Annotated in this window: 15 protein-coding genes; all 15 read right to left on the reverse strand. The window is 69.0% G+C overall.

What is annotated here, in order from left to right:
• Positions 1-20: 20 nt before the first annotated feature.
• Positions 21-680 (reverse strand): vitamin K epoxide reductase family protein, encoded by a 660-nt coding sequence (locus tag K336_RS0102330; RefSeq protein WP_021797173.1) that lies wholly within the window; start codon positions 678-680, stop codon positions 21-23.
• 185 nt (positions 681-865) lie between these two features.
• Entirely contained in the window at positions 866-2,056 is a 1,191-nt protein-coding gene (gene tuf, locus K336_RS0102335; RefSeq protein WP_021797163.1) for an elongation factor Tu, read from the reverse strand.
• A gap of 242 nt (positions 2,057-2,298) precedes the next feature.
• Complete coding sequence (gene fusA, locus K336_RS0102340; RefSeq protein WP_028706182.1) at positions 2,299-4,398, reverse strand: elongation factor G; 2,100 nt, start codon at positions 4,396-4,398, stop codon at positions 2,299-2,301.
• Between the two features lie 92 nt (positions 4,399-4,490).
• On the reverse strand, positions 4,491-4,961 hold the full coding sequence (gene rpsG / locus K336_RS0102345; RefSeq protein WP_028706183.1) for a 30S ribosomal protein S7: 471 nt from the start codon (positions 4,959-4,961) through the stop codon (positions 4,491-4,493).
• Entirely contained in the window at positions 4,961-5,332 is a 372-nt protein-coding gene (rpsL, locus tag K336_RS0102350) for a 30S ribosomal protein S12 (RefSeq protein WP_021797164.1), read from the reverse strand. The genes rpsG and rpsL overlap by 1 nt, the downstream gene beginning before the upstream one ends.
• A 364-nt stretch (positions 5,333-5,696) precedes the next feature.
• Positions 5,697-6,605, reverse strand: coding sequence for an FAD:protein FMN transferase (locus tag K336_RS13805; RefSeq protein WP_051383766.1), 909 nt, complete (start codon positions 6,603-6,605; stop codon positions 5,697-5,699).
• Between the two features lie 73 nt (positions 6,606-6,678).
• Positions 6,679-7,224: an FMN-binding protein gene (locus K336_RS0102360; protein ID WP_043150104.1), complete on the reverse strand. Its 546-nt coding sequence runs from the start codon at positions 7,222-7,224 to the stop codon at positions 6,679-6,681.
• 2 nt (positions 7,225-7,226) lie between these two features.
• Positions 7,227-7,964 carry an ABC transporter ATP-binding protein gene (locus tag K336_RS0102365; RefSeq protein WP_021797174.1) on the reverse strand — a complete coding sequence of 246 codons (738 nt, stop codon included), beginning with the start codon at positions 7,962-7,964 and terminating at the stop codon, positions 7,227-7,229.
• Positions 7,965-7,973: 9 nt separating this feature from the next.
• Positions 7,974-9,221, reverse strand: a complete 1,248-nt coding sequence (locus tag K336_RS0102370; RefSeq protein ID WP_021797175.1) for an ABC transporter permease — start codon at positions 9,219-9,221, stop codon at positions 7,974-7,976.
• 4 nt (positions 9,222-9,225) lie between these two features.
• Positions 9,226-10,518 carry an ABC transporter permease gene (locus tag K336_RS0102375; protein WP_021797172.1) on the reverse strand — a complete coding sequence of 431 codons (1,293 nt, stop codon included), beginning with the start codon at positions 10,516-10,518 and terminating at the stop codon, positions 9,226-9,228.
• A 21-nt stretch (positions 10,519-10,539) separates the two neighbouring features.
• A complete protein-coding gene (locus K336_RS19890) occupies positions 10,540-11,862 on the reverse strand; it encodes a Fe-S-containing protein (protein WP_028706186.1) in 1,323 nt (440 codons plus the stop codon).
• Positions 11,863-11,946: 84 nt separating this feature from the next.
• Complete coding sequence (locus tag K336_RS0102385) at positions 11,947-12,576, reverse strand: iron transporter (protein WP_021797165.1); 630 nt, start codon at positions 12,574-12,576, stop codon at positions 11,947-11,949.
• Between the two features lie 32 nt (positions 12,577-12,608).
• The gene (locus tag K336_RS13810; RefSeq protein ID WP_021797166.1) at positions 12,609-14,243 is read right to left on the reverse strand and encodes an FTR1 family iron permease; all 1,635 of its coding nucleotides are present in this window, start codon (positions 14,241-14,243) and stop codon (positions 12,609-12,611) included.
• A 548-nt stretch (positions 14,244-14,791) separates the two neighbouring features.
• Entirely contained in the window at positions 14,792-18,682 is a 3,891-nt protein-coding gene (locus K336_RS0102395) for a DNA-directed RNA polymerase subunit beta' (RefSeq protein ID WP_021798855.1), read from the reverse strand.
• A gap of 93 nt (positions 18,683-18,775) precedes the next feature.
• Positions 18,776-22,252 carry a DNA-directed RNA polymerase subunit beta gene (rpoB, locus tag K336_RS0102400; protein WP_028706187.1) on the reverse strand — a complete coding sequence of 1,159 codons (3,477 nt, stop codon included), beginning with the start codon at positions 22,250-22,252 and terminating at the stop codon, positions 18,776-18,778.
• Positions 22,253-22,418 lie beyond the last annotated feature (166 nt).

Genomic DNA, 22,418 nt, shown 5'->3' on the forward strand with positions numbered 1-22,418 from the left:
GGGGCCGGCCCGGACGATGCTCAGACGATGTAGCGGACGAGGACCATCGCCGCCAGCACGACAAGGAAGGCGATCGTGATGATCCAGTCGTTGCCGCTGGCGACGAACCAGCGCAGGCGCACGGTACCCGGCAGGACGTGGTCGCGCACGTTCATGCGCGTCAGCCCCGCCCAGACCAGTGTCGTGGTGAGCGTGATGAGCAGGCACCACGGGCACAGCGCGTGGATGACGAAGTAGGACTGCGTGAACAGCCACAGGGCGAACAGCAGCGCCACCGTGTAGAGCGTCTCGACGCAGCGCATGTACCAGCGGGGGAACCGGATCCCGGCGACGACGGCCACCGAGATGGTGAGCACGATGCCCTCGAAGAGGATGCCGAGGAAGGCGTTGGGGAAGCCGAGCAGGGTGGCCTGCCAGGTCTTGGCGACGGTGGTGCAGCTGATGTGCGAGGTGATGTCGCAGGCCAGGTCGAGCCCGGGGTCGCCGGCCAGCTCCCAGGCCTCGATCGACAGCTTGAACGAGACGAACAGGCCCACCAGGCCGGAGACGATCATCTCGGTGGCGGTGCGGGCGCGCCAGCGCTGCGGGGCGGGGCCGGTCAGCTCCGGGTCGGGGTCCGCGGCCCCGGACGTCTCGAGTTCTGCGTCCTCGACCGTTCCGGACTCGAGGTCTGCTGCCACGACGACTCCTCGTGCATCTTCTCGGCTTCAGGGGGTGGGACGCCCGCCGGGCGCCCCGTCGAGCATACCCGTGCCGGTGCCGGAGGGCGGGCGCCGGAGCCTGTGCCCTCCTCACCGGCCCGGGGACGGCGGAGGGCCCGTCCCCCTCGGGGGACGGGCCCTCCGTCTCGATCAGCGGATCGGACTCACTTGTCGATCTTCGTCACGCGACCGGCGCCGACGGTGTGGCCGCCCTCGCGAATGGCGAACTTCAGACCGACCTCCATGGCGATCGGCTTCTGCAGGTGGACGATCATGTCGGTGTTGTCACCGGGCATGCACATCTCGACGCCCTCGGGCAGGGTCACCGTACCGGTCACGTCCGTGGTGCGGAAGTAGAACTGGGGGCTGTAGTTGGTGAAGAACGGCTTGTGACGGCCGCCCTCCTCCTTCGTCAGGACGTAGACGCTGCCCTCGAAGTCGGTGTGCGGGGTGGTGCTGCCGGGCTTGGTGACGACCATGCCGCGCTCCACGTCCTCCTTCTTGGTGCCGCGCAGGAGCAGACCGACGTTGTCGCCGGCCTGGCCCTCGTCGAGGATCTTGCGGAACATCTCGACGCCCGTGACCGTGGTGGTCTGGGTCGGGGCGAGGCCGACGAGCTCGACGGTCTCACCGGTCTTGATGACGCCGGACTCGACACGACCGGTGACGACGGTGCCGCGGCCGGTGATGGTGAAGACGTCCTCGACGGGCATGAGGAACGGCTTGTCGGTGTCGCGCTGGGGCTGCGGGATGTACTCGTCGACGGCGTTCATGAGCTCCATGATCGCCTCTTCCCACTTCTCGTCGCCCTGGAGCGCCTGGTAGGCGGAGACGCGCACGACCGGGCAGCCGTCGCCGTCGAACTCCTGGCTGGTGAGCAGCTCGCGGGTCTCCATCTCGACGAGCTCGATGAGCTCGTCGTCGTCGACCATGTCGCACTTGTTCAGCGCGACGACGATCGCCGGCACGCCGACCTGGCGGGCGAGCAGGACGTGCTCGTGGGTCTGCGGCATCGGGCCGTCGGTGGCGGCCACGACGAGGATGGCGCCGTCCATCTGGGCGGCACCGGTGATCATGTTCTTGACGTAGTCGGCGTGACCGGGGCAGTCGACGTGCGCGTAGTGGCGCTTCTCGGTCTGGTACTCGACGTGGGCGATCGAGATCGTGATGCCGCGCTGACGCTCCTCAGGGGCCTTGTCGATCTGGTCGAAGGCCTCGAACGAGTTCCATTCGGGGTACTTCTTCGAGAGGACCTTGGTGATCGCCGCAGTCAGGGTGGTCTTGCCGTGGTCGATGTGACCGATCGTGCCGATGTTGCAGTGCGGCTTCGTACGCTCGAAATGGGCCTTTGCCACTGGGGCTCCTTTGTGATGTCGCGTCACGCTGGCTTGCGGGACGCCCGTGTGTTGACTTGCTACGGGTGCTCCCCGCAGTCCTGATTGTGTCAGTTCCCGGTACCGACCGGCGAACACCGGGCACGACAACGCATGGGCTCGCACCCATGAACTTTTGCAATTTTGGTCCCTCGCCGCGGCATAGTCAAACGCCCGGGCGGGACCGGGCCCGTCCGCCGCGGCGCGGCGCCCGGGCGGGCGGCTCACCCGGTGCCGCGGGCCTTCGCGACGATCTCGTCGGCGATCGACTTCGGCACCTCGCCGTAGGAGTCGAACTCCATGGTGTAGGAGGCCTGACCGGAGGTCTTGGACCGCAGGTCGCCCACGTAGCCGAACATCTCCGACAGGGGGACGAGCGCCCGGACGACCTTGTTGCCGTGCTCCTCGATCATCTCGCGGATGTGACCGCGACGGCCGTTGATGTCGCCGATCACGGTGCCCAGGAAGTCCTCGGGCGTGGTGACCTCGACGGCCATCATCGGCTCGAGGAGGGCCGGGTCGGCGCGGCGCGCGGCCTCCTTGAAGACCATCGAGCCGGCGATCTTGAAGGCCAGCTCCGAGGAGTCGACGTCGTGGTAGGCGCCGTCGGTCAGGGTGACCTTGATGTCCTCGACCGGGTAGCCGGCCAGGACGCCGAACTGCATGGCCTCCTGGATGCCGGCGTCGACGGCGGGGATGTACTCCTTGGGGATGCGCCCGCCGGTGACGGCGTTGACGAACTCGTAGCCGCTGCCGGGCTCGGTCGGCTCCAGGTCGATGATGACCTTGCCGTACTGGCCCGAGCCGCCCGACTGCTTCTTGTGGGTGTAGTCGACGTTCCTGACCGGGCGGCGCAGGGTCTCGCGGTAGGCGACCTGCGGCCGGCCGATGTTGGCCTCGACGTGGAACTCGCGCTTCATGCGGTCGATGAGGATGTCGAGGTGCAGCTCGCCCATGCCGGCGATGATCGTCTGGCCGGTGTCCTCGTCGGTGTGCACCTGGAAGGTCGGGTCCTCCTCGGCGAGCCGCTGGATGGCGATCGACAGCTTCTCCTGGTCGGCCTTCGACTTCGGCTCGATGGCCTGCTCGATGACCGGGGCCGGGAAGGTCATGGACTCGAGCACGACCGGGGCGGCGCCGTCGCACAGGGTGTCACCGGTGCCGGTGTCCTTGAGGCCCATGACGGCGCAGATCATGCCCGCCGGCATCTCCTCGACCTCTTGGCGCTTGTTGGCGTGCATCTGGTAGATCTTGCCGATGCGCTCCTTCTTGCCCTTGGTCGAGTTGAGCACCTGCGAGCCGGTCGTGAGAACGCCGGAGTACACGCGGACGAAGGTCAGCTTGCCCAGGTGCGGATCGGCGGCGATCTTGAACGCCAGGGCGCTCAGCGGCTCGTCCTTGCCGGGATGGCGGTCGATCTCGACGGACTCGTCGCCGGGCTTGAAGCCCCGGATGGCGGGCACGTCGAGCGGGCTCGGCAGGTAGTCGATGATCGCGTCGAGCAGGGGCTGGACGCCCTTGTTCTTGAACGAGGTGCCGCAGGTGACGGCGGTGAAGGCGTTGGCCAGGACGCCGCGGCGGATGGCCGCCTTGAGGTCGTCCTTGGTCCAGTCCTCGCCGCCGAGGTACATCTCCATGAACTGCTCGTCGTTCTCGGCGACGGTCTCGACCATCTCGGCGCGGGCGGCGCGGGCGGGCTCGACCATCTCGGCCGGGATCTCCTCGACCTCGTAGTGGGCGCCGAGCTCGGTCTCGCCGCGCCAGGTCTTGGCGTGCATCTCGACCAGGTCGACGACGCCGATGAAGTCGGCCTCGGAGCCGATCGGCAGCTGCAGCAGGACCGGGATGGCGTTGAGTCGCTCCTTGATGGTCCGGATGCACCAGTCGAAGGAGGCGCCCGTGCGGTCGAGCTTGTTGATGTAGCAGATGCGCGGGACGCTGTACTTGCTGGCCTGGCGCCACACGGTCATCGACTGGGGTTCGACGCCGGCGACGCCGTCGAACACCGCCACGGCGCCGTCGAGGACGCGCAGGGCGCGCTCGACCTCGACCGTGAAGTCGACGTGACCGGGGGTGTCGATGATGTTGATCTGGTAGTCGTTCCAGAAACAGGTCGTGGCGGCCGACGTGATCGTGATGCCGCGCTCCTGCTCCTGCTCCATCCAGTCCATGGTGGCCGCGCCATCGTGCACCTCGCCGATCTTGTGGTTCACACCGGTGTAGTACAGGATGCGCTCGGTCGTGGTGGTCTTGCCAGCGTCAATGTGGGCCATGATGCCGATGTTGCGCACCTTGGCCAGGTTCGTCTGCAGGTCCAGGGCCACTGGATCAAACCTCTATTTCTTGGTCTTGAGTGAAGGATGTGCCCAGAGCAGGGCAGCGCCCCCGCCGCGGTGGACGGGGGCCTGGGCGGCGGTCACCAGCGGTAATGGGCGAAGGCCCGGTTGGCCTCGGCCATGCGGTGGGTGTCCTCGCGCTTCTTGACGGAGGCGCCCAGACCGTTGCTGGCGTCCAGGATCTCGTTCATGAGGCGCTCGGCCATGGTCTTCTCGCGGCGGTCGCGGGCGAAACCCACGAGCCAGCGCATGGCCAGCGTGTTCGAGCGCGAGGGCTTGACCTCGACGGGCACCTGGTAGGTGGCGCCGCCGACCCGGCGGGAGCGGACCTCGACGGAGGGCCTGACGTTGTCGAGAGCCTTCTTGAGGGTCTGCACCGGATCGACGCCGGTCTTCTCGCGGGCGCCCTCGAGGGCGGTGTAGACGATGCGCTGGGCGGTGGTCTTCTTGCCGTCGAGCAGGATCTTGCTCACGAGCTGGGAGACCAGCGGGGAGCTGTACACGGGGTCGATGATGACGGGGCGCTTGGGCGTGGGTCCCTTGCGAGGCATTACTTCTCCTTCTTCGCGCCGTAGCGGCTGCGGGCCTGCTTGCGGCCCTTGACGCCCTGGGTGTCGAGGGCGCCGCGGATGATCTTGTACCGGACGCCAGGCAGGTCCTTCACGCGGCCGCCGCGCACGAGCACCATCGAGTGCTCCTGCAGGTTGTGGCCGATGCCGGGGATGTAGGCCGTGACCTCGATGCCGGAGCTGAGGCGGACGCGGGCGACCTTCCGCAGGGCCGAGTTCGGCTTCTTCGGGGTGGTCGTGTACACGCGCGTGCACACGCCGCGACGCTGGGGCGAGCCCTTGAGCGCCGGCGTCTTGGCCTTGTTGACCTTGTCGGTGCGGCCCTTGCGGACCAGCTGCTGAATGGTAGGCACCTGCTGGTATCTCTTTCGTTGTCGAGGGGGGATTCTCCTGATGGTGCAATTCCCCCAGCGGCCGGACCGCCGCACCCAGCAACCGGTGCGCGTTCGAAGGACGATGGGTCATTGCCGCACGCGCCCCGCACCCGCCGGGCCGCCTCGCAACGTCTAGGGGCCAGGCCGTGAGCGCACGTGCTTCATCCGGGCAAACCGAACCAAGTCGTCAGTGTACGTGGCGCAGCGCCAGTTGGCAAAAACATGCGGCGCATCCCGCCGGGTCGCGGCGGCGCTTCCGGCCGCCGTCCCGTTCGCCACCGGCGAGGGCGCCTCGGCAGGAAACCCCGGAGCGGTTCCCCTGCGGGCGGGACGAAACGACGACTCACTGCTCGTCGACCGGCAGCCAGGCCAGTCCCGGGCTCGTCCGCACCGCCTGGTCGGTGACCGTCAGCTGCTCGACGCCGTCGAGCAGCCCGGCCAGCCGTCCGGCGGGACGCATCATGAGAGCGGTCGCCGCCACCTCGGCGCGCATGCCGTCGGCGCACACCGCGCTGGCCTGACGCACCCCGCCGGAGGCCGGACGGCCCGTCGCCGGGTCGATGACATGATGCACCGGCTGACCGTCGACGAGCTCGGGGAGCCGCTGCAGGTGGTCGCCGGAGGTCGCCAGGTCGGCGGTGCCGCGCAGCTCGACCGAGCCGATGATGCCGGCGCCGCCGGGATCCTCGATCCCGACCCGCCAGGGCCCCTGCGGCCGGTCGCCGGCGGCGGCCACCGACGAGGAGCCCACCGACACGAGGACGGCCTCGGCCCCGCGGTCGAGGCACAGCTCCCGCACGGCATCGGCGACGAAGCCCTTGGCGATGGCCCCCAGATCGAGCTGCGCGCCGTCGTGCAGGCGGTAGGCGCGCTCGTCGACCTTCTCGAGGAGCCCCGGCGCGCACCGGGCGCGGGCCTCGTCGACGAGCTCCGGCGCCGGCGGGGCCGGCCGTCGGCCGGCGGCGATGCCCGCCAACCAGGCCCGCACGTCCCACAGCCCGACGAGCGCCCCGATGCAGGGGGTGAAGGCCCCGTCGCTCAGCGGGGCCAGCTCACCGGCGGCGTCCAGCACCGCGGCCGTCGTCGCGTCCACCTCGACGACGGCGCCGTCCGCCCGGTTGAGCGCCGACACGTCGGAATCGGGCTGGAAGCAGGACAGCAGCGCCTCGTCGTGGATGAGCAGGCCGGCGGTCTCGGCGACGAGATCGCCCAGGCGCGGCATCACCACGGTCACCTCGACGACGGTCGCCATCGCCGGGAGCACGAAGCGCAGCGCCCCCGGGGTGGGGCGGATGCGCGCAACGGCGCCGCGCGGGGCCGCCCGCTCAGTAATCCTCGTCCTCCAAGCCGAGGCCGGGCATGGCGACGGTGTCGGCGCGACCGTCGTCGGCGACGCCCTGCGCCTGATAGACGGCGCGCAGCGAGGCCTGGAGGAACTGGCTGTGCGCCACGGTGGCGCCCGAGACCGTGTCGACGGCGGTCGGGTCCTGCACCTCGACGAGCTTGGCGGAGTACTGCTCGTACGAGGCGACAGCGGCCTGGGCGCGCCGGTAGTAGTCCTGGTTGGCTACCTGCCCGGAGCCGTCCTTGCCGTAGTTCTCGTCCTTGACGGTGCCGTCGGACTCGACCGTCTCGTAGGAGGCCTCGGTGATCCGCCCGCCCGCCACGGTGATCGTGACAGTGCCCACCGCGCCCTGCTCGTCGGCATTGGACTGGCCGGTGTAGGTGCCGTCGTTCATGGGGATGCTCATGTCGATGAGCTCGTCGTCGCTCTGACCGCCCGAGCAGGCGGTGAGCATCATCGCACCGACCGCGCCGAGACCGGCGAGGGCGGCGAAACGGCGGGCGAGGACCCTGCGCTGCTCGTCCACGGTCACTCCCCCCGCTCGTCGGTCACGGTGACGTTCGGCTGGGCGGGCTCGGCTCCCCCGTCGTACTCGTGGACCGTCCGGTCGACGATCCGGCCGTGGTCGAGGCGGACCTCCCGCTGGCCCTTCGAGGCGACCCAGGCGTCGTGGGTGACGACGATGAGCGTCGTCCCGTCGGCGTGCAACCGGCCGAAGATGTCGAGCACGATGCGCTCATTCGTCTCGTCCAGGTTGCCGGTGGGCTCGTCGGCGAGGACGATCTTCGGCGAGTTGATGAGGGCCCGGGCGACGCAGACGCGCTGCTGCTCGCCGCCGGACAGCTGCCGCGGGAGGTGGGTGGCGCGCTCGCCCAGACCCACCCGCTCGAGGTCGGCCATGGCCTCGGCCTCGTCCGGCATCGAGTGGTAGTACTGGGCGACCATGACGTTCTCGAGGGCCGTCAGATGCGGGATGAGGTGGAACTGTTGGAAGATGAGGCCGATCGTCTCGCGGCGCACCTGGGTGAGGTCGAAGTCGGAGAACTTCGAGATGTCGCGACCGTCGAGCATGACGGTGCCCTCGGTCGGCTGGTCCATGCAGCCGATGATGTTCATCATCGTCGTCTTGCCCGAACCGGACGGGCCGACGATCGAGACCCAATCGCCGCGGTCGACGGTGAGGTCGATGTGGTCGAGGGCGTGCAACTCGCCGTAGATCTTCGAGACGTCGGTGAGCCTCAGCAGCTCGGATGCGGTGTCACTCATGTGTTTCTCCTATTCCCCGCGCAGCACCGGGGCGGGATCGACGTCGACGGCGCGGCGCACCGGAATGAGGCTGGCCAGCGTGGACACGAGGATGGACGCCAGCACCGTGCCGATGAGGATGAGCACGTGGGCCTCGACGGTGCGGTGGAAGACGTTGAACGAGATCACCTGGGCCAGGCCGAAGCCGGCCGCCGCCCCGACGACGCCGCCGACGAGGCCGAGGACGACGCCCTCGCCGAGGAACTCCCCGATGATCGAGCGGTCATCGGCGCCGAGCGCCTTGCGCAGCCCGATCTCGTTGCGGCGCTCCGTGACGACGGCCATCATCGTCGTCGAGACGCCGATCATGATGAGGGCGAGGACGATGATCGAGATGATCACCATGAGCGAGCGCAGCATGCCGAGCACGTCCTCGTCGGACTGGGCCAGTCGCGCGACGGGATCGGCGCTCACCTGGGGGTGGTCCGCACCGATCCGGTCGGCCAGGGACTGCAGCTCGCCGCCCTCCGCGGTGACCGAGAACTCGGCGACCGTGCAGACCGGGGCGGCGCCGGTCAGCGTGGACATGTCGTCCGAGCCCAGGTAGACGAAGCGGTCCTCGTTGCCGCCGGTCTCGAGGATGCCCGAGACCGTCGCCTCGAGCTGCGCCCCCGTGGACGCCTGGGCCTGGCTCACGTCCTGGTTCGAGATCTCCTTACCGTCGGCGTTCGTCGCACCGGAGCCCGGTGTGCTGCTTCCGCTCGCGCCGGGGGTCGCGCTCTGCTCGCCGGCGACCAGCATCGACAGCGCGACCTTGTCACCCACCTGGGCGTCGAGGGCCTCGGCGACGTCCTGGCCGACGAGCACCTGGCCGGAACCGGCCGGCCATGAGCCGTCGACGTACCAGTACGGGTTGAGGCCGTGGACGGCGTCGAGGTCGGCGCCGGCGGCGACGTACGGCAGGTCGTTGACGAGGATCGCCTCGTAGTCGATGCCGACCGCCCCGACGAGCTCGCCGGAGGGGACCTCGGAGGCGACCTCGTCGACGACGGCGGGGTCGAAGCTGCCCGCACCGCCGGCCGGCGTGAGGAGCATGTTGGCGCCGGCCGAGCGCATCTCCCGGGCCATCTGGCGGGGCACGTCGACCGAGATCGTGGCCAGCGCCGACAGGGTGGTGGCGCCCACCGCGACGGCCAGCATCGCGACGATGACGCGCGAGCGCCGCCGCAGGATCGACGACATCACCATGCGGATGAACAGTCTGCGCTTGGGGTTCATCGACTCACCTCCCGTGGAGCACTTCGGCCGGACGCAGCGCGAGCAGGAAGCGGATCGCCGGGATCGAGCCGGCCAGCACGACGAGCAGGACGAGCGCCGCGACGATGCCCGCCACCGACGGCAGGATGGAGATGGACGAGCCGAACACGAGGTGTCCGATGAGCTGGGCCAGGGCCGCGCCGGCCCCGAAGCCGACGAGGCCGCCCACCAGCCCGACGATGAGGATCTCGGTGAGGATGAGCCGGACCACCGCCGCGTCGCGCGCTCCGAGCGCCTTCATGAGACCGATCTGGCCCGCCCGTTCCATGACGTCGGCGGTGACGAGGTTGGCGATGGCGAGCGCGGCGCCGGCCATCGACAGGACCGTGACGAGCACCATGAGCAACTGCGTCTTCTCGAGGATGGTGCCCTCCGACTCGGAGACCTGCCGCACCGCGCGGGCCGTCGAGCCGGGGATGACCTCCTCGATCTGGTAGGCGATCGAGGAGACGTAGGCCGTGCAGTACCAGGTCTCGCGCTCGGCGACCGACAGGCTGGCCGGGTTCTTCGCGGCCTTCCTCGCCAGGTCGTTGTCCGGAGTGGTGAGAGCCGAGACCTCGATCTCGCCGACCGCGCCGGGCCGGCCGATGAGCTGCTGGGTCGTGGCGATGCCGGTGAGGACCTGGTTGTCCTCGTCCTCGCCGGTCGTGACGACGCCCGAGACCGTCAACTGCACGGTGACGCCGCCGCGGGTGAGCGTGAGGGGGTCGCCCGCGCTGAGCCCGTGCTCCCGGGCGAAGGCGACGCCCACCACCGCCTGGGACGGATCGTCGGCGGACGGCCAGGAGCCGTCGATCGTCCACCAGCCGCGCATGTTCACGAGCCCGGTGTCGACCGACTCGCCGTCGGCCAGGTCGAGGTGCCTGGTGAACCACGTGCCGACGACGGTCACGTCATCGGCGGTGCCGCCGCCCGCGGCCACGTCGGCACTGGTGTCGAGCACCGGGGCGAAGTCGACGATGTTGTAGGTCCAGAAGATCGTCTTGATCCTCGGCACGTCCTCCTCGGCGAGATAGGACTGCTGGGACTCGTCCGCGTCCCCGACGTCGTAGACGTCCTGGACGACGGCGGCGTCGCGCGGCCGGACGACGATGTTCGCGCCGTAGGCCTTCAGCTCCTGGTTGATCTTGTCGCCCACGGAGAACATGACCGAGAGCATCGAGGTCGCGACGGAGGCGCCGAGCGCGACGGTCAGGATGATCATGAGGCGCCTGGAGCGCTGCCCGAGCAGCGCGCTGCGCAGCATGCGGAGAAACACTGTGATTCACCTCGTTCCGGCTCACGCGAAGATCTTCGCGTTGGCCTCCAGCACCGAGATCGGCACGGTGAGCGTGCCGTTGGCGACGGTGAAGTCGATCGGGATCGGATTGCAGCCGCCCTTGAAGCCGATGGTGGCGATGTTCATGGCGACGCCGCAGAGCTTGCAGATGACCTTGCCGTCCTCCTCGTAGTAGCCGGAGGCGCCGCAGATCTCGCAGGCGTCCAGGCCGACGCCGAAGGATGTCCCGGCCTTCTGGATGACGATGAAGCGCACCGCGGGGCCGGCCGAGGTGGGGTACTCGAAGCGGTGCAGGTGGGTGTCGCTGATCCGGTCGAGCCCGACCACGACGTTGTCGCCGACGACGTCGAAGGGCTCGGGGGCCGACAGCTCGACCTCACGGGTGGCGTAGTGCCTGCCGACCGTCATGGCCGTGGCGCTCGCGGCGAGGGTGGCGAGGACGAGGACGGAGCGGCGGCTCATCGAACGGACCCCGGCGGCCCGGAGGCGGTGCTGGGCGGCCACGTCCGCGTCGGTGCTGGTCCGGCGCGCGGCGATGAGCGCGAAGACCGCTGCGACGGCCGTGACCGCCATGGCGGCGAAGGCGAAGAGGTTATCGTGGTTGACGAGCCAGGACATCCCCGCGGCGGTCCGGCGGGAGACACGGATGACGCGCAGCGAGTACAGCAGCCGGACGATGAGGAAGAGATGGCTCGCGGTGAGCACGACGCCGGAGACCGTGAGGAGGATCGGCGCGAGGAGCGGCCGGCGCGTGCACAGCATCGAGACGCTCGCACCGGCGAGGACGGCGATGCCGATGCCGATGACGAAGCCCAGGACGTTGAGGAAGGTGGTGCTCGAGAAGACCGTGGAACTGGACGGCACCCAGCTCCAGATCTGGAGGTAGACACTCTGGCTGGCGCGGAAGACGACGGCGAGGGCCCAGATGAAGCCCGCGAGAGCGACGACGACGCGCCAGGGCCCCGGGATCGGGTTGTCGACGCCGGCGCTGGCCAGGGAGTCGCCCCTGGCCCCGCGCAGGAGCCGGAGGGTCCGCCGACCGAGGATCCACACGAGGGCCAGGAGGACCACGAAGAGCGCGACGGTGGGCTCGAGGGTGGTCAGGGTGAGGTGCTGACGGTCGAAGCGGATGATCGAGAACTGGTGGACGACGATGAGGGCCAGGCCGATCGCCGCACCGGCCAGGGAGCCCCACACCACCGGGTGCGGGCCCGGGCGAGCCGGGTCCCCACCGGAGGCGAGGCGCACGCCGGGGGACAGGGCGCCGATCGTCAGGGCGACGAGGATGAGCGAGCCGAGCGAATCGACAAGCTGAGCGAGCACTGTCTGCCTCCTGGTCGGGTCGGGGTGGATGCGCGCAGTCGTTCGCCGGGCGTCGGTTCCCCGGCGCCCGGCGAACGGTCCGGCTCACCACCAGACGGTCTCGGGATCCCAGTGCCAGTCGCTGAAGCTCGCGACGATCGGCTCGGTCCAGAAGCGGCCCTTGACGCCGGTCTCCTCGTCGGTGTGCAGCATCCAGCCGTTCTCCTCCGGGGAGTGGATGGTGATCTGCAGCGTGTAGTCGCCGGCGGCCAGCTCGGGCAGGTTGAGGCCGTAGTGCGGGCCGTCCGAGGCGTTCATCGTCATGAAGGTGCCGGACTGCACGCTCTTGCCGGACTGGTCGAGGATGGAGTACTCGACGGTGAGACCGGGCACGAAGTCGCCGGCGCCGTAGCCGAGGTCGTTGTCCTCGGCGGCCGTGATATCGGCCTCGAGGTGCATGGCGGCGGCGGAGGCGTCGACACCGGTGGACGGGGTCATCTGGACGGGCTGGAAGTAGACGGCGGAGACCTTGATCGGGCCCGAGAAGACCTCGTCGCCGATGGGCATCTCCTGGAAGCCGGCGTCGCTGCTGTCGTCGGTGGCGGAGGCCGAGGAGCTGGAGTCGGCGGACGAGCCGGAGCCGGAGGAGCTCGAGCCGGAGGAGCAGGCGGTCATGAAGCCGGCCAGCGCCAAGGCGGCGAGGAGGCTCCCCGCCTTCTTGAGGGACATGGACATGATGTGTCTCCTGTGTTGAGGGATCGGTGGGGTTATTCGGTTGTCTCGATCGCCGCCTGCTCGTTCCGGCCTTCGGATGCGGCGCGACGACGCCTGGCGCGCCGGACCCCGATGACGTCGAGAGCAACGATGATGATGAGAACCACGGCCTGGGCGGTCAGATTCTCGACCCTGGGGTAGATGCCCACCAGGTCGAATGTGGGGAGCCCGCTGATGGAGGTGGTGGGCAGCATCCCGGCCTCCTGGAGCTCCTTGATGCCGGAACCGGTGAAGACGACCGCCATGGCGGCCAGGAAGATCGACATCACGAGGAAGAACGGGCGCAGGGGGATGCGCACGCTGAAGAAGCGGATGAGGATGTAGACGACGATCAGGCTCGCGCCGCCGACGGCCAGGCCGAGCCACACGAGGTGGGTCTCGTCGCCGGCCATTGCGAGGATGGGCTGGTAGAAGAGGATCGTCTCGGCGCCCTCGCGCAGCACTGCGAGGAAGGCCATGAAGGCCAGCGAGATGAGCGTGCCGCGCGTGATGGTCTCGGCGGTCTGCCCCTCCAGGGCGCCCTGCCAGGAGTTGTCGCCGCCCTTGCTGCTCATCCAGTTCGACGCCCAGATGAGCATGGCGACGGCGAAGAGGGCCGTTACGCCCTCGAGCAGCTCTTGGTTGGCACCCGCCGCGGCCGTGACGAAGTGGAACAGCAGGGCCAGGGCGACCGAGAGCGCCACCGCGAGCCCGACGCCGGCCCACACGACGCGGGACTGGCGCTTCATGCCGGCCTTGACCATGAAGGCGATGACCGCGACGACGACGAGGATGGCCTCGAGGCCCTCACGCAGGATGACGAGGAAGGCGGAGATGAACAGCGTGAAGCCGCCCGATCCCCCGCTGCTCGTGCCGGTGCTCGGGTCGTAGTCGTCGAGGGTGTTGGCGTCCTGGATGAGCATGACCTCCAGATCGGCGATGCGCTCGGCCGCCGAGTCGTTGTTCCGGTCGGTCATGTCCTTCTTGATGTTGGCGAACTGCAGCTCGATGGTCGACACGCGGGCCCCGGAGACCCGGCTCATCGTGACCTTCTCGAAGCCCGTGGTCTCGTAGTTGCCGTAGTAGGCTTGGTTGACGAGGTCCTTGCCCTGCTCCGGGTCGCCGCCGGCCGAGGCGTCCCGGCCTTGGTCGAGCAGGCCGATCATCGTCGTGGCGACCTGGCCCCACTTGCCGGGGCTGATCGCCAAGTCGGCGACGTTCTGCGAGGAGCCGTCGAGGGTCTGGGCGGCGTTCTTGAGGAGCTTCTTGAGCTCGTCGATCTTGCCGTCGACCTTGTCCGCGTTGCTGTCCTTGATCGCCTGGACGAGCAGCGCGAAGTCCATGTCGGCGTCCTTGACGTCGGCGCCGGACTTGGCGCCGAGGGCCTCCTCGAAACCCGAGCCGACGTAGGTGCTGTAGCGGGCCTCCTTGACCCGGCTCCTCGCCCCCTCGGCGTCGCCGTCGTGGAAGGCGGTGCCGGCGCCGTCGAGCTGGTCGCTGATCTTCTGGGCCACCGCGGCCCACTGCCCTGCCGAGGCCGAGGGATCGGCGACGGCTCCCGCCGGCCGGTGGACCGGCAGCAGTATCAGCAGGAGCAGCAGCACGCCGCCGAGAACGAACGGACGGCGCAGGACGACGGGTTCGGCCATCACTGCCGACTGTGCGGAACGCACTGGCGAACACCCCATTCCCGGGAGGAACCCGATTCGGTCACAGGTTCTTGACAGAACCTTCGGGAGATCAGCTTAGGCTAAACATTTGAGAATTGACCCGTCACTCCCTGCATTATCGCGTCGTTGCTCGTCACAGCGGGGTCGAAGGGTCTCATCTCCGTGTGACATCTTGTCCCGAACCCATCCGGTCGTCCCGAACTCATCCGGTTCTCCCGAACCCGTCCGGGACCCGGAGTTCCGTTTTCCTCCGGTACCGGTCGGCCCCGCCGGGACGGTCACGGCCGATTCGATTCCGACAGCCCGTCCCAGTCCACGGGCCGGCCCCGCCGGGCGGTCGCGGCGCGTCGCCTCGGCCCGCCCGTCGCCCGGCCGGCGCCTCCGATGGGCGGGGCCGGTCGCTCGGGGCGTCCGCTCGGGGTGGCCGTCGGAGGGCGCCCCGCGCGGGCAGCCGGCCGCCCCGGCCCCCGGACGCGCCGAGGGCGCCCGCGCATGCGGGCGCCCTCGGCGGGAATCGGAGCGGGGCCTCAGCGCAGATCGCCGAAGTCCAGGTCGTCGAGCGGGACGGCGGCGCCGGAACTGGAGCCGAAGTCGTAGTCGAACGGGTCGTAGCTCACCTGGAAGGAGTTCGCCCTCGCCTCGGCCGTGGGCTCCACCCGGATGTTGCGGTAGCGCTCCAGGCCGGTGCCGGTCGGGATGAGCTTGCCGAGGATGACGTTCTCCTTCAGGCCGACCAGGTGGTCCGACTTGCCCTGGATGGACGCGTCGGTGAGCACCTTGGTGGTCTCCTGGAAGGAGGCCGCGCTCAACCAGGAGTCGGTCGCCAACGAGGCCTTCGTGATGCCCATGAGCACCGGACGGCCCTCGGCGGGGCGCCCGCCCTCCTCCACGGCCTTGCGGTTGGCCGCCTCGTAGGTCTGCCGGTCCACGAGCTCGCCCGGCATCATCGGGGTGTCGCCGGACTCGATGACGGTCACCCGGCGCAGCATCTGGCGGATGACGATCTCGATGTGCTTGTCGTGGATCGGCGAGCCCTGGGAGGCGTACACCTTCTGGACCTCCTCGACCAAGTGCTCCTGCACCCGGCGGACGCCGCGCACGCGCAGCACGTCCTGGGGATCGATGGTGCCGCCGGTGAGCTGCTCCCCCACGCTGACGTGGACGCCGTCGGCGATCTGGTGGCGCACGCGGTTCGAGTCCTCGAACTCGAGCCGGGCGCGGCGCGGGAGGAGATACTCGACATCGGCACCGCCGTCGTCACGGACGATCGTCAGCCTGCGGCCCCGGTCGGTCTCCTCGATCCGCACGCGCCCGTCGGCCTCGGCGATCGGCGCCTTGCCCTTCGGGGTGCGGGCCTCGAAGAGCTCGACGACGCGCGGCAGGCCCTGCGTGATGTCGTCGCCCGCCACACCGCCGGTGTGGAAGGTGCGCATCGTCAGCTGGGTGCCGGGCTCGCCGATGGACTGGGCGGCCTGGATGCCGACCGCCTCGCCGACCTCGACGAGGCGGTTGGTGGCCAGCGAGGTGCCGTAGCACATCGCGCAGGCGCCGGTGTGGGCCTCGCACGTGAGGACCGAGCGGACCTTGACGGTGGTGACGCCGGCAGCGATCGCGGCGGCGACGTTGGCGGCCCTGAACAGGGTCCCGGCCGGGACGACGACCTCGCCGGACCCGCCCACGACGTCGACGGCCGCGGTGCGCCCGTGGACGGAGGTGTCGAGCATCCGCGCGGGGACGAGCGCGCCGTCCTGCCCGGTCCGCGCGATGACCTTGGTCAGGCCGCGCTCGGTGCCGCAGTCCTCCTCGCGGATGACGACGTCCTGGGAGACGTCGACGAGCCGACGGGTCAGGTATCCCGAGTCGGCGGTGCGCAGGGCCGTGTCGGCCTGGCCCTTGCGGCCGCCGTGCGTCGAGATGAAGTACTCCAGGACAGTGAGGCCCTCGCGGAAGTTCGACTTGATGGGCCGCTCGATGATGTCGCCCTTCGGGTTGGCCACGAGGCCGCGCATGGCGGCGATCTGACGCATCTGCGTCATGTTGCCGCGGGCGCCCGAGTTCACCATCATGTAGATCGGGTTCGTCTTGGTGAAGTTCTTCTCCATCGCGCTGGTCAGCTCGGCCGTCGCGTCGTTCCAGATCTGGACGAGCTCACCCCGGCGCTCCTCCTCGGTCACGGCGCCGCGCTCGTAGAGCTTGTCGATCTTGGCGGCCTTGGCCTCGTAGGTGGCCATGATCTCGGGCTTGTTCGGCGGCGTCTGCACGTCGCCGATCGAGACGGTGACGCCCGAGCGGGTACCCCACTCGAAGCCGAGGTCCTTGAGGTTGTCGAGGGTCTCGACGACGACGGGGCGCGGGTAGCGCACGGCGAGGTCGTTGATGAGGGCCGAGAGCTGCTTCTTGCCCACGTGGTAGTCGACGAACGGGTAGTCGTCGGGCAGCGCGTGGTTGAAGATCACGGCGCCGAGGGTCGTGTCGAGGATGATCGAGCCGTCGGCGCGCATCCGCTCGGCCTGGGCCGCCGGCGGGACGATCCCGGTGAGCTTGATCCGGCACTTGGCACGCAGGTCCAGCTGGCCCAGGTCGCGGGCCATGATGGCCTCGGCCTCGGAGCTGAAGGCGCGCCCGGAGCCCGGCAGGCCGTCGAGGTCCTGGGTCAGGTAGTACATGCCGATGATCATCTCGTGGCTGGGCAGGGCGATCGGTTTGCCGTCGGCCGGCTTGAGGATGTTGTTCGAGCTCAGCATGAGGATGCGGGCCTCGGCCTGCGCCTCGGCGCTCAGCGGCAGATGGACGGCCATCTGGTCGCCGTCGAAGTCGGCGTTGAAGGCCGCGCAGACGAGCGGGTGCAGCTGGATGGCCTTGCCCTCGATCAGCTGGGGCTCGAACGCCTGGATGCCGAGGCGGTGCAGCGTCGGCGCGCGGTTGAGCAGCACCGGGTGCTCCTTGATGACCTCGTCGAGGACGTCGAAGACCTGCGGGCGCTGGCGCTCGACCATGCGCTTGGCGCTCTTGATGTTGGGCGCGTAGTTGAGATCGTCCAAGCGCTTCATGACGAAGGGCTTGAACAGCTCCAGGGCCATCTGCTTGGGCAAACCGCACTGGTGCATCTTGAGCTGCGGGCCGACGACGATGACGCTGCGGCCCGAGTAGTCGACGCGCTTGCCGAGCAGGTTCTGACGGAAGCGGCCCTGCTTGCCCTTGAGCATGTCGGACAGCGACTTGAGCGGGCGGTTGCCGGGCCCGGTGACCGGACGGCCGCGGCGGCCGTTGTCGAACAGGGAGTCGACGGCCTCCTGGAGCATGCGCTTCTCGTTGTTCACGATGATCTCGGGCGCGCCGAGGTCGAGCAGCCGACCCAACCGGTTGTTGCGGTTGATGACGCGGCGGTAGAGATCGTTGAGGTCGCTCGTGGCGAAGCGCCCGCCGTCGAGCTGCACCATCGGGCGCAGGTCGGGGGGGATGACCGGGACGGCGTCGAGCACCATGCCCATCGGGGAGTTGCCGTTCTCGAGGAAGGCGCTGACCACCTTGAGGCGCTTGAGGGCGCGGGTCTTGCGCTGGCCCTTGCCGGTGCGGATGATCTCGCGCAGCTTCTCGGACTCCGCGGCCAGGTCGAAGGTCTCCAGGCGGCGCTTGACGGCCTCAGCGCCCATGAAGCCCTCGAAGTACTTCCCGAAGCGGTTCTTCATCTCGCGGTAGAGCACCTCGTCGCCCTCGAGGTCCTGGACCTTGAGGCCCTTGAAGCGCTCCCACACGGCGTCGAGGCGGTCGAGCTCGCGGCCGGCGCGGGCACGGATGGTCTTGAGCTCCTTCTCGGCGGAGTCCTTGACCTTCTTGCGGACGTCGGCCCTGGCGTCCTCGGCCTCGAGGGCCGCGAGGTCCTCCTCGAGCTTGGCCATGCGCGCGTCGACGTCCGCGTCGCGACGCTTGGCGAGCTGCTCGCGCTCGGCGGCGACCTTGGCCTCCAGGGAGGGCAGGTCGCGGCGGCGGGCCTCCTCGTCGACGCTCGTGACCATGTACGCGGCGAAGTAGATGACCTTCTCGAGGTCCTTCGGCGCGACGTCGAGCAGATAGCCCAGCCGCGAGGGGACGCCCTTGAAGTACCAGATGTGGGTGACGGGGGCGCGCAGCTCGATGTGGCCCATGCGCTCACGGCGCACGTTGGAGCGGGTCACCTCCACGCCGCAGCGCTCGCAGACGATGCCCTTGAAGCGCACGCGCTTGTACTTGCCGCAGTAGCACTCCCAGTCGCGGGTGGGACCGAAGATCTTCTCGCAGAACAGGCCGTCGCGCTCGGGCTTGAGCGTGCGGTAGTTGATCGTCTCGGGCTTCTTCACCTCGCCGTGCGACCATTCGCGGATCTGGTCGGCCGTGGCCAGCCCGATCTGGAGCGTGTCGTAGGTGTTGACGTCCAGCACGTTGGTTCTCTTTCCCCTGCCTCCGGGGCAGGCGGTCGAAACTGTGATCCAGTGGTCGTGGGACGGGCCGGGGCCCGACGCCGGGAGGGGCCGTCAGGCCTCGGACTCCAGCTTGTACGAATCGGCGCCGGGGCGGCGGGAGAGGTCGATGCCCAGATCGTCGGCGGAGCGGAAGTCGTCGTCGGAATCGCGCAGATCGATGACCTGACCGTCGACGCCGAGGACCTCGACGTTCAGGCACAGCGACTGCATCTCCTTGACGAGGACCTTGAAACCCTCGGGGATGCCCGGCTCGGGGATGTTCTCGCCCTTGACGATAGCCTCGTAGACCTTGACCCGGCCGGCCACGTCATCGGACTTGATGGTGAGCATCTCCTGGAGCGCCCAAGCGGCGCCGTAGGCCTCGAGGGCCCACACCTCCATCTCGCCGAAGCGCTGGCCGCCGAACTGGGCCTTGCCGCCCAGGGGCTGCTGGGTGATCATCGAGTACGGGCCGGTGGAGCGCGCGTGGATCTTGTCGTCGACGAGGTGGTGCAGCTTCAGCATGTACATGTAGCCGACGCCGACCTTCTCGGGGAACGGCTCGCCGGAGCGCCCGTCGAAGAGAGTGGTCTTGCCGTCGGTGTCGACGACCATGTCACCGTCGCGGTTGGGCAGGCCGTTGGCCAGCAGGCCGGAGATCTCCTCCTCGTTGGCGCCGTCGAAGACGGGGGTGGCCAGGTGGGCGTCGCCGCCGACGTGCTCGAGGCCGACCTCGCGCAGGCGCCGGGCCCAGGGCTCGTCGCAGGAGCCGATGTCCCAGCCCGAGTGGGCGATCCAGCCGAGGTGCATCTCGAGCACCTGGCCGAGGTTCATCCGCGAGGGCACGCCGAGCGGATTGAGGATGATGTCGACCGGGGTGCCGTCGGTCATGAACGGCATGTCCTCGACCGGCAGGATCTTGGAGATGACGCCCTTGTTGCCGTGGCGGCCGGCGAGCTTGTCGCCGACCTGCACCTTGCGCTTCTGGGCGACGTAGACGCGGACCATCTGGTTGACGCCGGGCGGCAGCTCGTCGGACTCCTCGCGGTCGAAGATGCGCACGCCGATGACGGTGCCCTCCTCGCCGTGCGGGACCTTCATCGAGGTGTCGCGGACCTCGCGGGCCTTCTCGCCGAAGATGGCGCGCAGCAACCGCTCCTCGGGGGTCAGCTCGGTCTCGCCCTTGGGCGTGACCTTGCCGACGAGGATGTCGCCGGTGCGGACCTCGGCGCCGATGCGGATGATGCCGCGCTCGTCGAGGTTGGCGATCATGTCGTCGGACACGTTCGGGATGTCGCGGGTGATCTCCTCGGGCCCGAGCTTGGTGTCGCGGGCGTCGACCTCGTGCTCCTCGATGTGGATCGAGGTGAGGATGTCCTCGGAGACGATGCGCTGGGACAGGATGATGGCGTCCTCGTAGTTCAGGCCGTTCCAGGGCATGAACGCGGCGAGCAGGTTGCGACCCAGGGCGAGCTCGCCCCGGTCGGTGCAGGGGCCGTCCGCCAGGGGCGTGCCCTTCTCCACGTGCTGGCCGGGGACCACGATGGGGCGCTGGTTGACGCAGGTGCCGGCGTTCGAGCGCTGGAACTTCTCGAGCTTGAACGTCTGGTAGGTGCCGTCGTCGCAGGCGATGTCGATGAGATCGGCGGTGACGGAGGTCACGGCGCCGGGCTTGGAGGCGCAGGTGACCTCGCCGACGTCGACGGCCGTGCGGTACTCCATGCCGGTGCCGACGAGGGGGGCCTCGTTGCGGACGAGCGGGACGGCCTGGCGCTGCATGTTGGCGCCCATGAGGGCCCGCGAGGAGTCGTCGTGCTCGAGGAAGGGGATGAGGGCCGAGCCCACCGAGACCATCTGGCGAGGCGAGACGTCCATGTAGTCGGCGTCGTCGCACGGGAGGAGGTCGACCTCGCCGTGGTGCTTGCGCACGAGGACGCGGTCCTCGACGAAGTGGCCGTTCTCGTCGATCCTGGCGTTGGCCTGGGCGATGATGTGCCGGTCCTCCTCGTCGGCGGTGAGGTAGTCCACGTCGTCGGTGACGGTGCCGTCGACGACCTTCCGGTAGGGCGTCTCGATGAAGCCGAAGGCGTTGACGCGGGCGAAGGAGGCGAGCGAGCCGATGAGGCCGATGTTCGGGCCCTCGGGGGTCTCGATCGGACACATGCGGCCGTAGTGGCTCGGGTGGACGTCGCGGACCTCCATGCCGGCGCGGTCGCGGGACAGGCCGCCGGGGCCCAGGGCGGACAGGCGGCGCTTGTGCGTCATCTCGGCCAGCGGGTTGTTCTGGTCCATGAACTGGGAGAGCTGGCTGGTGCCGAAGAACTCCTTGAGCGCGGCGGTGACCGGGCGCACGTTGATGAGGGTCTGCGGCGTGATGGCCTCGATGTCCTGGGTGGTCATGCGGTCGCGCACGACACGCTCCATGCGGCCCAAGCCGGTGCGCAGCTGGTTCTGGATCAGCTCGCCCACGGTGCGCAGACGGCGGTTGCCGAAGTGGTCGATGTCGTCGGCCTCGACGGGCAGCCCGCCGTCGAGCTCGGTCCGCCCCTCGTGGAGGGCGCAGATGTAGTGGATCGCGGCCTTGATGTCGTCGATCGTGAGGACCTGCTGGTCGAACGGCAGGTTCAGGCCGAGCTTCTTGTTGATCTTGTAGCGGCCGACCTTGGCGGTGTCGTAGCGCTTCGGGTTGAAGTAGAAGTTCTCCAGCAGCGTCTGCGCCGCGTCGCGGCTCGGCGGCTCGCCCGGGCGCAGCTTGCGGTAGATGTCCAAGAGCGCCTCGCCCTGGGTCGTGACGTGGTCCTTGTCCATCGTCATGCGGATGGACTCGTACTGCCCGAACTCCTCGAGGATCTGCTCCTCGGTCCAACCGAGCGCCTTGAGCAGGACGGTGACGTTCTGCTTGCGCTTGCGGTCGAGGCGCACGCCGACGGTGTCGCGCTTGTCGATCTCGAGCTCCAGCCAGGCGCCGCGCGAGGGGATCACCTTGCAGGTGAAGACGTCCTTGTCGCTCGTCTTGTCGGGGGTCTGCTCGAAGTAGACGCCCGGGGAGCGCACCAGCTGGGAGACGACGACGCGCTCGGTGCCGGTGATGATGAAGGTGCCCTTGTCGGTCATGAGCGGGAAGTCGCCGATGAACACGGTCTGGCTCTTGATCTCGCCCGTGTCGTTGTTCATGAACTCGGCGGTGACGAACAGCGGCGCCGCGTAGGTGGCGTCGCGGTCCTTGCACTCGTCGATGGTGTACTTGGGCTCCTCGAAGCGATGGTCGCGGAAGCTCAGCGACATCGTCTGGGAGAAGTCCTCGATCGGGGAGATCTCCTCGAAGATCTCCTCGAGCCCGGACTTGGTGTTGACGTCGGTGCGGCCCTGCGCCAGGGCCTCGTCCACCTCGCGCTGCCACACGTCGTTGCCGACGAGCCAGTTGAACGATTTCACCTGCAGGTCGAGCAGGTTGGGGACTTCCAGGGGCTCGTGGATCTTCGCGAAGGAGATCCGTCCACTGCTGGAGACGACATCGGTGTTCTTCAACGCGTAGCGCGAGGCGGCCAAGGTGTGGTCCTTCCAAGAACTCGCAAGGGTTCTTTGCATGCAAAACGGCCCGCGGCGAGACGGGTCGTCCTTATGGCGATAAGCAACTACTAACTGTAGACCCTCGCCGCCAGAAGGGCAAGCTCGCGCCGGGACCCCTCGCGGGGCACTCGCCCGGGGCGGACGC

The organism is Propionibacterium acidifaciens DSM 21887, assembly GCF_000426605.1.
Taxonomy (GTDB): Bacteria; Actinomycetota; Actinomycetes; order Propionibacteriales; family Propionibacteriaceae; genus Propionibacterium; species Propionibacterium acidifaciens.

Excerpts from the sequence above, each read along its gene's own strand:
- rpsG (WP_028706183.1), bottom strand. The coding sequence starts at position 4,961 with ATGCCTCGCAAGGGACCCACGCCCAAGCGCCCCGTCATCATCGACCCC.
- K336_RS13805 (WP_051383766.1), bottom strand. The coding sequence starts at position 6,605 with ATGGCGACCGTCGTCGAGGTGACCGTGGTGATGCCGCGCCTGGGCGAT.
- K336_RS0102365 (WP_021797174.1), bottom strand. The coding sequence starts at position 7,964 with ATGAGTGACACCGCATCCGAGCTGCTGAGGCTCACCGACGTCTCGAAG.
- K336_RS0102370 (WP_021797175.1), bottom strand. The coding sequence starts at position 9,221 with ATGAACCCCAAGCGCAGACTGTTCATCCGCATGGTGATGTCGTCGATC.
- K336_RS0102385 (WP_021797165.1), bottom strand. The coding sequence starts at position 12,576 with ATGTCCATGTCCCTCAAGAAGGCGGGGAGCCTCCTCGCCGCCTTGGCG.
- K336_RS13810 (WP_021797166.1), bottom strand. The coding sequence starts at position 14,243 with ATGGCCGAACCCGTCGTCCTGCGCCGTCCGTTCGTTCTCGGCGGCGTG.